Source organism: Kribbella sp. (genome assembly GCF_035655035.1).
Classification (GTDB): domain Bacteria; phylum Actinomycetota; class Actinomycetes; order Propionibacteriales; family Kribbellaceae; genus Kribbella.
Genome location: NZ_DASRVN010000316.1, coordinates 1 through 10,382, shown reverse-complemented (window position 1 = coordinate 10,382; position 10,382 = coordinate 1). Strand labels below are relative to the sequence as shown.

Genomic DNA, 10,382 nt, shown 5'->3' with positions numbered 1-10,382 from the left:
CGGTTCGCCGAGGCCGCCGCGGCGTACTCGTTGCCCACCGTGTTCGGGGCGGAGCTGTCGCTGGGGCTGACCGGCCCGCAGAACGGGGTGGCCGATCCGGAGGGAAGCCACCTGCTGGTGCTGGCCGAGGGCCAGGAGGGGTACCACCAGCTGGCCGGTGCGATCACGGAGGCGCAACTCGCCGGTGGTGAGAAGGGGAAGCCGGTCTACCAGCTGGAGGAGTTGGCCGCTGTCGGCAAGAAGCATTGGGTGATCCTGACCGGCTGCCGCAAGGGGCTGGTCCGGCAGGCGCTCGAGCGCGGCGGCCGGGCCGACGGTCCGGCCGCGGCCGGGCGTGAGCTGGACCGGCTGACCGCGTTGTTCGGCAAGGACCGGGTGGTCGTCGAGCTGATCGACCACCACCAGCCCGCCGACACCACGCGGAACCGGATCCTGGCCGCGCTGGCCGCCGGCCGCGGTCTCCCGGTCGTTGCCACGAACAACGTTCACTACGCGACCCCGGAGGAGTACCGGCTGGCCTCGGCGCTGGCCGCCGTCCGGGCCCGGCGCGACCTGGACGCGATGGACGGCTGGCTGCCGTCGAACGGGATGGCGTTCGTGCGGTCCGGCGCGGAGCTGACCAGGCGGTTCCGGCGGTACGACGGGGCGGTGGCGCGGTCGGTGACGCTCGCGGACCAGCTCGCGTTCGACCTGGCGCGGGCGAAGCCGAACCTGCCGCTGCGCGACGTACCGGAGGGGGAGACGCCGATGTCGTGGCTGCGGGTGCTGACGTTCGAGGGCGCCGCCCGGCGGTACGGGACCCGCGCGCGGCGGCCGGACGCGTACGAGCGGCTCGAGCGGGAGCTGGCCGTCATCGAGGAGAAGGAGTTCCCGGGGTACTTCCTGATCGTCGAGGACATCGTCCGGTTCGCCCGCGACCAGGGAATCCTCTGCCAGGGCAGGGGATCGGCGGCGAACTCCGCGGTCTGCTACGCGCTCGGGATCACCGCGGTGGACAGCATCCTCTACGACCTGCCGTTCGAGCGGTTCCTGGCCACGACGCGCGCCGAGGAGCCGGACATCGACGTCGACTTCGACTCCGGCCGCCGTGAAGAGGTGATCCAGCACGTCTACAAGAAGTACGGTCGGCGCAACGCCGCCCAGGTGGCGAACGTGATCTCCTACCGCCCGAAGTCCGCCGTCCGGGACATGGCGAAGGCCTTCGGGTACTCCACCGGCCAGCAGGACGCCTGGTCCAAACAGGTCGACGGCTGGAGCCCGGAGGTCACCTCGACCGAGCACGACATCCCGCCGCAGGTGGTGGCGATGGCGAGCGAGCTGCTGAAGTTCCCGCGGCACCTGGGGATCCACTCCGGCGGGATGGTGCTCACCGAGCGGCCGGTCGGCGAGGTGGTGCCGATCGAGCACGCCCGGATGGACAACCGCACGGTCCTGCAGTGGGACAAGGACGACTGCGCGTGGATGGGGCTGGTGAAGTTCGACCTGCTCGGGCTCGGCATGCTGGCCGCGCTGCAGTACTGCCTGGACCTGGTCCGCGAGCAGCTCGGCGAGGACTGGGAGCTGCACACGCTGCCGCGCGAGGAGGCCGGCGTCTACGACCAGCTCTGCCGGGCGGACTCGGTCGGGGTCTTCCAGGTCGAGTCCCGGGCACAGATGGCGACCCTGCCCCGGCTGAAACCGCGGAAGTTCTACGACCTGGTCACCGAGATCGCGCTGATCCGGCCGGGGCCGATCCAGGGCGGCGCCGTGCATCCGTACATCCGCCGCCGGACCGGGGAGGAGCCGGTCACCTACCTGCACCCGAAACTGGAGCCGGTGCTGAAGCGGACCCTGGGCGTGCCGCTGTTCCAGGAGCAGCTGATGCAGATGGCGATGGCGGTCGGCGAGATCGACGGCGACGAGGCCGACCTGCTGCGCCGCGCGATGGGCTCGAAGCGCGGCATCGAGCGGATCTCGTCGCTGAAGAACAAGCTGTACGCCGGGATGGCGGGCAACGGGATCACCGGCGAGCTGGCCGATGAGATCTACGCCAAGATCGAGGCGTTCGCGAACTTCGGGTTCGCCGAGTCGCACTCGATCAGCTTCGCGCTGCTCGTCTACTCCAGCACCTGGCTGCGGTTGCACTACCCGGCGGCATTCCTGGCTGCCCTGCTCCGGGCACAGCCGATGGGTTTCTACTCGCCCCAGTCCCTGGTCGCGGACGCCCGCCGGCACGGCGTCGAAGTACGCCGCCCCCACCTCCAACTCTCAGGCGTCGACGCCGGCCTCGAGCTACTGACCGAAGCCCAGCCCACCACCACGAATGGTGCGCCGGACGCCGACGAACCGGGGACCGCCGAGCGGGAGGATGCTGGGCGGAGAACTGGTGGGGGGAGGAGCACGGGGCCGGCGGGGGCTGCTGGGCAGGGGACCGGTGGGCGGAAGGTTGCGGAGCCGACGGGGGCGGCGGGGTGTTTGCTGGATCCGCAGCCGCCGGTGGGTGAGTTCGACCCGGGGGCGCCGTTCGACACCACCGAGCACCGGCGCGACGGGGCGTTCGCGGTCCGGCTCGGGCTGGCCGAGGTGCGCACGGTGGGGGAGAAGGGCGCGAAGCTGATCGTCGAGGAGCGGGACCGCGGCGGGCCGTTCGCGACGATGGCCGACCTGGTCCGGCGGACCGGGATCACCGCGGCGCAGGTCGAGGCGCTGGCGACCGCCGGGGCGTTCGACTGCTTCGGCCTGGACCGGCGGCAGGCGCTCTGGGAGGCGGGCCGCGCGGCTGAGGAACGCCCGGGCCGACTGGCCGGGGTCAGCGCGGCCGGTCCACCGCCGACGCTGCCCGGGATGAGCGACGTCGAGGCCGACATGGCCGACCTGTGGTCGACCTCGATCACCACCACCAGCCACCCGATGGAACGCGTCCGCGAACAGCTCCGCGCCGACGGCATCCTGTCCGCCGCCGAGCTCCGCCAGGCCCCGAACGGCGCCCGCGTCCGGGTCGCCGGCGTGGTCACGCACCGCCAGCGCCCGGCGACCGCCTCCGGCGTCACGTTCATGAACCTCGAGGACGAGACCGGCATGGCGAACATCGTCATCACCGTCGGCTGCTGGCACCACCACGCCGCCGTGGCCCGCAACGCCGCCGCCCTGATCATCCGCGGCCGGGTAGAACGCGCCGGCGAAGTAACCAACCTCTCCGCCGAACACCTCCAACGCCTCCCCCTGGCCGCCCGCACCAAGTCCCGCGACTTCCGCTGACCCCACCGCCGCTGCCGAAACAGGTCAAGCGCCGCGAGGCGGTCGGGTGGTCGTAGAGTCGAGGAGTGGCGGTGGATGTGGTGACGGAGATCGTGATCGGGCGGCCGGTCGCGGTGGTGGCGGAGTACGCCGCGGATCCGTCCAACGCGCCGGAGTGGTACTCGAACATCGAGTCGGTGAAGTGGCAGACCGAACCGCCGATCGGTACCGGCTCGCGGATGGACTTCGTCGCGCACTTCCTCGGCCGGCGGCTCGCCTACACGTACGAGATCGTCGAGCTGGTCCCCGGACGACGGCTGGTGATGCGGACCGCGCAAGGCCCGTTCCCCATGGAGACGACCTACGAGTGGTCGGCCGTCAGCGAGACCGCGACCCGTATGACGTTGCGGAACCGCGGCGAGCCGAGCGGATTCGCCGCGGTCGCCGTACCGCTGATGGCGGCGTCCATGCGGCGCGCTAACACCAAGGACTTGGCTAGGCTGAGGCACGTCCTTGAGTCGCGATGATGCCGGGTGGTGGGTGCGTGGACGCGTGTGTGGTGCATGGTGCGGGAGATCTGCGGGTCGAGGAGCAGGCCGCGGTCGAGCCGGGGGCTGGGCAGGTTGCGGTGCGGATCGCGTACGGCGGGATCTGCGGGACCGACCTGCACTACTACCGCGACGGCGGGGTCGGGAACTTCCGGGTCCAGGAGCCGTTGGTGCTCGGGCACGAGGTGGCCGGGTGGGTGAGTGCGGGGGAGCTTCCGGCCGGTACGCCGGTGGGGATCCATCCGGCGACGCCCTGCGGTGAGTGCCCGGAGTGCTTGCAGGACCGGCGGAACATCTGTGCCTTCAGCAACTATCTGGGGAGCGCGGCGCGGGTGCCGCACATCCAGGGCGGATTCGTCCGCGAGCTGATCCTCCCCGCCGATCAGGTGCGGGTGCTGCCGGCCGGGCTCGAGCTCCGGCGGGCCGTGCTGGCGGAGCCGCTGTCGGTCGCGATCCACGCCGTACGGCGAGCCGGCGACGGCGCGGTGGCGGGCAAGCGGGTACTCGTCACCGGTGCGGGTCCGATCGGCCTGCTGGTGGTGGCCGCGTTGCGTCGGGCCGGGGCGCGCGAGGTGATCGCGACCGACCTGCACGAGACTCCGCTGGCCCTGGCGAAACAGGTCGGCGCGACGGCGACCATCGACGCCCGGGCGACCGACTGGCCGGACGAGATCGACATCGCGATCGAAGCATCCGGTACGGCGGGTGGGTTGCGTACTTCTGTGGAGCGGGTACGGCGCGGTGGGACCGTCGTGCAGGTGGGGTCGTTGCCGCCCGGGGACACGGGGTTTCCGGGGGCGTTGCTGATGACGCGGGAGCTCACGTTGACCGGGGCGTTCCGGTTCGACCACGAGTTCGACACTGCGATCGAGTGGTTGGCCGGTGGGCTGTACGTCGACCCGATCGTCACGCACACGTTCCCGCTCGCGGAGGCGGTGGCGGCGTTCGAGTTGGCGAGCGATCGGACGGTCGCGTCGAAGGTACTGCTCGAAGTCAACGCCGAGCCGCCACCGTGACGTCAGCGGCGGTAGACCGCGCTGAGGTTGCCGTCCGGGTCGAGTGATTCGAGGATCGCGCCGGCTATGTCGGCGAGTTGGGTGACCTGCTCGGGGGTGAGCGCGTCGATGACGTGCTGCCGGACCGTCGCGACATGGCCGGGGGCGGTGGCCTTGATCTTCTGCCAGCCGGCCGGTGTAAGACGCGCGTTGGTGGCGCGGGCGTCGTCCGGGCACGGGAAGCGTTCGATCAGCCCGCGGTCTTCGAGGCGCTTCACGACATGTGAGAGCCGGGGGAGGGTGGCGTTCGTGCGTTGCGCGAGCGCGGTCATCCGGAGCGTCCGCTTCGGCGCCTCGGAGAGCATCGCGAGCACCTGGTACTCGTAGTGCGTCAGCCCGGCGTCCAGGCGCAGCTGTGAGTCGAGGACCCCGGGCAGCAGCTCGGCCACGCCGACCAGCCGCAGCCACGCGGTCATCTCCGCGTCGTCCAGCCACCGTGTGCTCATCCGAACAGTCTGCCAGCAAGTAGTTGTAGCTACAACCAAGCCGGCTCAGGTGACGATCGCGTAGTCGCGGATCTTCCGGTAGATGGTGGCCCGCGACATCCCGAGTGCCAGGGCGGCCGCGGCCTTGTCGCCGTGGTGCGCGGCGAGCGCGTCGACGATCGCGTCCCGTTCGAGCGCCTCGAGCCGGGTGAGATGCCGGCGGGTCGTCGCCCGGCACTCGGCGGGCAGGCCGTCGAGCTCGACGACTCCCGACCGGCGTCGCCGCGCGATGTCGCCGAGGACCGACCGCAGATGCGTCACGTTGCCGGGCCACGGCAGCCGCATCAGCTGGCTGATCGCGGCCTGCGACAGCGTCACTCCGGCGACACCGGTCCGCGCGAGCAGGTGCGGTACGAGCGCCTGTACGTCGTCCAGGTGGTGCCGCAACGGAGGCACGGCCACCGTACGCGGGAAGAACCGCAGCAGCTGGGTGTCGAGCTCGTCCTGCGCACCGGACTGACCCGTGACCACGGTCAACGCGATCCACGGCTCGTCGGACAGGCTGTCGCGGACGGTCTGCAGGACGTCCACCAGCGCGTGGATGTCGTCGGTGGACAGCAGGTGCGCATGCCGCAGTACGAGGTCCGAACCGGCTTCGAGTTCGGACGTCGCGGCGTTGACGAGCTCTGGATCGTCGGCGTCGACGATCACCAGCCGGTTGCCCGGTCGGGAGTAGTTGTGGACTGCCCGCAGCAGGGTCAGCTTGCCGGTCCCGGCCTCGCCCTCGGCGACGATCCACTCCGAACGGCCGGCGGACTCGAGGACCTCCTGCGTGGTGTGCCGCCACAGCGCGCTGGTACCGATCACGCCGGGCAGGGTCGGCACCCGGGCCGGGCTCCCGGCGCTGCGCAGTCCGGAGCGGTGCTCGCGCACCTGGACGATGCCGCCGGCCAGCCGGTTGCCGAGGAACGTCGGGTGGTACGCGAGCCGCGCGGTGAACCCGCTGGGCAGGTCGGCGATGAAGGTGCACGGACGGGTGCCGCCGCGGGCGTCCCGGGTCCGGTCGATCAGCGCGGCCTGGTCGACCGAGTCGAAATGCGCCTGGGCGTGCGCGTTGATCATGAACACCTCCTCGCCGAGCGCGATCACCGAGCCGCCGCTGTGCCGGCAGGCCGCGTAGTAGTCGCTCAGCAAGGCCTGGTCGAGCGCGTTGGCCTCCTCGACGATCCGCTCCTGGATCCGCCGCGCGGCGAGTTTCGCGAACGACAGCAGCACCGCGTTCGAGTTCCGCGCCTGGGTGGTGATGTCCAGGACGCCTAGCTGACCACCGGTGACCGGGTGCGTGATCGGAGCGCCCGCGCAGGCGAAGTTGCGTAGTACACCGGTGTAGTGCTCAGGTCCGAGCACCAGGATCGGGCCGCCGACCTCGAGCGCCGTACCGATCCCGTTGGTGCCGACCTCGGACTCGGAGTACGTGAACCCGGGGGACAGGTCGACCGCGTCCAGCCGCCGGATCAGCGCCGGGTCGCCGCCGCGGCGGTCCAGCACGATGCCCTTGGCGTCGGTGAGGATGATGCAGACCGGCTCGTTGGTGAGCTCCGAGGCCAGCGCGTCGATGACCGGGCGGGCCGCGCGGGTGAGCGTGGTGTCGACGTCGAGGCCGGTGATGTACGCCGGCGACGGCTGGTCGACGTCCACAAGGGACGCCTCCGAGCGTTGCCAGGACAGCTGGATCGACTCGCGTAGCGACATCGCGCACCTCCTCGATCGACGGATCACCCCAGCGAACACCGCCCAACGTAGTCCGGCAATGGTGTGACCGGTATCTCACATTGAGACAGCGGCGCCGTGCCTGTCCGGCTTTCATCTCTGCAATCAGCCCGACCCTGGAGGCAGACAGATGAGCAGGCAGAGTCTCACCAAGGCCCATGCGAAGATCACCGAGCTCTCGTGGGAGCCGACGTTCGCGACCCCGGCGACCCGGTTCGGAACGGACTACACGTTCGAGAAGGCGCCGAAGAAGGACCCGCTGAAGCAGATCATGCGGTCGTACTTCCCGATGGAGGAGGAGAAGGACAACCGCGTGTACGGCGCCATGGACGGCGCGATCCGCGGCAACATGTTCCGCCAGGTCCAGCAGCGCTGGCTGGAGTGGCAGAAGCTGTTCCTGAGCATCATCCCGTTCCCGGAGATCTCGGCGGCGCGGGCGATGCCGATGGCGATCGACGCCGTACCGAACCCGGAGATCCACAACGGGCTCGCGGTGCAGATGATCGACGAGGTCCGGCACTCGACGATCCAGATGAACCTCAAGAAGCTGTACATGAACAACTACATCGATCCGGCCGGGTTCGACATGACCGAGAAGGCGTTCGCGAACAACTACGCGGGCACCATCGGCCGGCAGTTCGGCGAGGGGTTCATCACCGGCGACGCGATCACCGCCGCGAACATCTACCTGACCGTGGTCGCGGAGACAGCGTTCACCAACACGCTGTTCGTCGCGATGCCCGACGAGGCGGCCGCGAACGGCGACTACCTGTTGCCGACGGTGTTCCACTCGGTGCAGTCCGACGAGTCCCGGCACATCAGCAACGGGTACTCGATCCTGCTGATGGCGCTGGCCGACGAGCGCAACCGGCCGCTGCTGGAGCGCGACCTGCGCTACGCGTGGTGGAACAACCACTGTGTCGTGGACGCGGCGATCGGCACGTTCATCGAGTACGGCACCAAGGACCGCCGCAAGGACCGGGAGAGCTATGCGGAGATGTGGCGCCGCTGGATCTACGACGACTACTACCGCAGCTACCTGCTGCCGCTGGAGAAGTACGGGCTCACGATTCCGCACGATCTGGTCGAGGAAGCGTGGAACCGGATCACCAACAAGGGCTACGTGCACGAGGTGGCGCGGTTCTTCGCGACCGGATGGCCGGTGAACTACTGGCGGATCGACGCGATGACCGACAAGGACTTCGAGTGGTTCGAGGACAAGTACCCGGGCTGGTACTCGAAGTACGGCAAGTGGTGGGAGAACTACAACCGGCTCGCCTACCCGGGCCGGAACAAGCCGATCGCGTTCGAGGACGTCGGCTACCAGTACCCGCACCGCTGCTGGACCTGCATGGTGCCGTGCCTGATCCACGAGGACATGGTCACCGAGAAGGTCGACGACCAGTGGCGGACGTACTGCTCGGAGACCTGCTACTGGACCGACGCGGTCGCGTTCCGGAGCGAGTACGACGGTCGCCCGACGCCGAACATGGGCCGCCTGACCGGCTTCCGCGAGTGGGAGACCCTGCACCACGGCAAGGACCTGGCCGACATCGTCTCCGACCTCGGGTACGTCCGCGACGACGGGAAGACGCTGATCGGGCAGCCGCACCTCGACCTGGACCCGAAGAAGATGTGGACGCTGGACGACGTCCGCGGCAACACCTTCAACAGCCCGAACGTGCTCCTCAACGAGATGACCGACGCGGAGCGTCAGGCGCACATCGCCGAGTACCGCGCCAACGGCACGAAGGTCGCCTGAGGACCCACCATGGCCGACAAACACCGTATCCAGTTCGAACCGGTCGGCATCGAGATGGAGGTCGGCGAGGACGACAAGATCCTGGACGCGGCGTTCCGGCAGGGGATCCACCTGATGCACGGCTGCAAGGAGGGGCAGTGCTCCGCCTGCAAGTCGTACGTGCTGGAAGGTGACCTGCAGATGGAGCGCTACTCCACCTTCGCGTGCAACGATGCCGAGGTCGCCGAGGGCTACGTGCTGCTGTGCCGGGCACACGCGTTCAGCGACTGCACGATCGAGCTGCTCAACTTCGACGAGGACGAGCTGCTCGGCGGCATCCCGATCAGGACCGTGAGTACGACGGTCACCGCGGTCGAGCCGGTCACCCGGGACGTCGTGTCGCTGCGGCTGCAACCGGCCGAGGAGTTCGACTTCAAGCCCGGGCAGTACGTCGACCTCACGATCCCGGGTACCGACGAGCACCGCTCGTTCTCGATGGCGACGACGCCCTCGGGTGAGATCGAGTTCCTGATCAAGAAGTACCCCGGCGGCCGGTTCTCCGGTCTGCTCGACGACGGCCTCGCGGTCGGCGCCGAGCTGTCGATGACCGGGCCGTACGGCTCGTCCACCCTGAAGGACGGGCACGTGCTGCCGGTGATCTGCGTCGCCGGCGGGGCCGGGATGGCGCCGATCCTGTCCATCCTGCGGCACCTCAGCGAGACCGGCAGCACCCGGCCGGTCCGGTTCTACTACGGCGCCCGGACGTCGGCGGACCTCTTCTACCTGGACGCGATCCGCGACCTCGGGGCCGCCCTCACCGACTTCGAGTTCGTGCCCTGCCTGTCGGAGTCACCCGACGGGGCGTACGAGGTCGGCAACGTCACCGAGGTGGTCGAACGGCGGGAACCCCAGCTGAGCAAGTGCGAGACGTACCTGTGCGGACCGCCGCCGATGGTGGACGCGGCGCTCGCCCTGCTCGACGACCACGACGTACCGAAGGACCAGATCTTCTACGACAAGTTCACCAGCCCAGTGACCGATGGAGCCTGAGATGACGCAGACCAAGCAACGCAGTTTCCCGAGGATCGAGTTCACCGACTCCGAGGCCGGGGCGCTGGAGTTCCCGAGCTCGACCAGCCGCAGCTACAACTACTACAAGCCGGCCAAGCTGCGCGCGACGATGTACGAGGACGTCACGGTCGACGTCCAGCCGGACCCCGACCGGCACCTGAGCCAGGGCTGGATCTACGGCTTCGGCAACGGCCCCGGCGGCTACCCGAAGGAGTGGACGGCGGCGAAGTCGTCCAACTGGCACGCGTTCCTCGACCCGAACGAGGAGTGGAACCAGACGATCTACCGGAACAACTCCGCGGTCGTCCGCCAGGTCGACCTCGGCCTGCAGAACGCCAAGCGGGCCAGGGCGTACGACGCCTGGAACCCGGCCTGGCTGAAGTTCGTCGAGCGCAACCTCGGCGCCTGGATGCACGCCGAGAACGGGCTCGCGCTGCACGTCTTCACCAGCATCCAGCGCTCCGGCCCGACGAACATGATCAACACCGCGGTCGCCGTGAACGCGGCACACAAGATGCGGTTCGCCCAGGACCTCGCGCTGTTCAACCTGGATCTG

General features: G+C 69.4%; 8 protein-coding genes. 6 read left to right on the top strand and 2 right to left on the bottom strand.

Translation table 11 applies throughout. The annotated features are described in order from the left end of the window. From VFF46_RS18150 to VFF46_RS18140, 3 genes are all read left to right on the top strand, one after another. On the top strand, positions 1-3,237 hold a 3,237-nt coding region (locus VFF46_RS18150), incomplete at its 5' end, for an error-prone DNA polymerase (RefSeq protein WP_325038323.1). A 71-nt stretch (positions 3,238-3,308) separates the two neighbouring features. Next, positions 3,309-3,743 (top strand): SRPBCC family protein, encoded by a 435-nt coding sequence (locus VFF46_RS18145; RefSeq protein WP_325038322.1) that lies wholly within the window; start codon positions 3,309-3,311, stop codon positions 3,741-3,743. 17 nt (positions 3,744-3,760) lie between these two features. Further along, entirely contained in the window at positions 3,761-4,780 is a 1,020-nt protein-coding gene (locus tag VFF46_RS18140) for an L-idonate 5-dehydrogenase (RefSeq protein ID WP_325038321.1), read from the top strand. Between the two features lie 2 nt (positions 4,781-4,782). Here the strand turns inward: VFF46_RS18140 and VFF46_RS18135 are convergent, their stop codons facing one another. Next, positions 4,783-5,265 carry a MarR family winged helix-turn-helix transcriptional regulator gene (locus VFF46_RS18135; protein ID WP_325038320.1) on the bottom strand — a complete coding sequence of 161 codons (483 nt, stop codon included), beginning with the start codon at positions 5,263-5,265 and terminating at the stop codon, positions 4,783-4,785. Between the two features lie 45 nt (positions 5,266-5,310). Then, positions 5,311-6,996 (bottom strand): sigma-54-dependent Fis family transcriptional regulator, encoded by a 1,686-nt coding sequence (locus VFF46_RS18130; protein WP_325038319.1) that lies wholly within the window; start codon positions 6,994-6,996, stop codon positions 5,311-5,313. Positions 6,997-7,144: 148 nt separating this feature from the next. On the opposite strand from VFF46_RS18130, the gene VFF46_RS18125 reads away from it, so the two are divergent. From VFF46_RS18125 to VFF46_RS18115, 3 genes are all read left to right on the top strand, one after another. Continuing rightward, positions 7,145-8,776, top strand: a complete 1,632-nt coding sequence (locus VFF46_RS18125) for a hypothetical protein (protein WP_325038318.1) — start codon at positions 7,145-7,147, stop codon at positions 8,774-8,776. A 9-nt stretch (positions 8,777-8,785) separates the two neighbouring features. After that, a complete protein-coding gene (locus tag VFF46_RS18120; protein WP_325038317.1) occupies positions 8,786-9,805 on the top strand; it encodes an FAD-binding oxidoreductase in 1,020 nt (339 codons plus the stop codon). A 1-nt stretch (position 9,806) separates the two neighbouring features. Next, positions 9,807-10,382 (top strand): hypothetical protein (locus tag VFF46_RS18115; RefSeq protein WP_325038316.1); only part of this gene is annotated, 576 nt, incomplete at its 3' end.

What these genes read in the sequence shown, in the direction of transcription:
- VFF46_RS18120 (WP_325038317.1), top strand. Translation starts at nt 8,786, where the DNA reads ATGGCCGACAAACACCGTATCCAGTTCGAACCGGTCGGCATCGAGATG.
- VFF46_RS18130 (WP_325038319.1), bottom strand. Translation starts at nt 6,996, where the DNA reads ATGTCGCTACGCGAGTCGATCCAGCTGTCCTGGCAACGCTCGGAGGCG.
- VFF46_RS18135 (WP_325038320.1), bottom strand. Translation starts at nt 5,265, where the DNA reads ATGAGCACACGGTGGCTGGACGACGCGGAGATGACCGCGTGGCTGCGG.
- VFF46_RS18125 (WP_325038318.1), top strand. Translation starts at nt 7,145, where the DNA reads ATGAGCAGGCAGAGTCTCACCAAGGCCCATGCGAAGATCACCGAGCTC.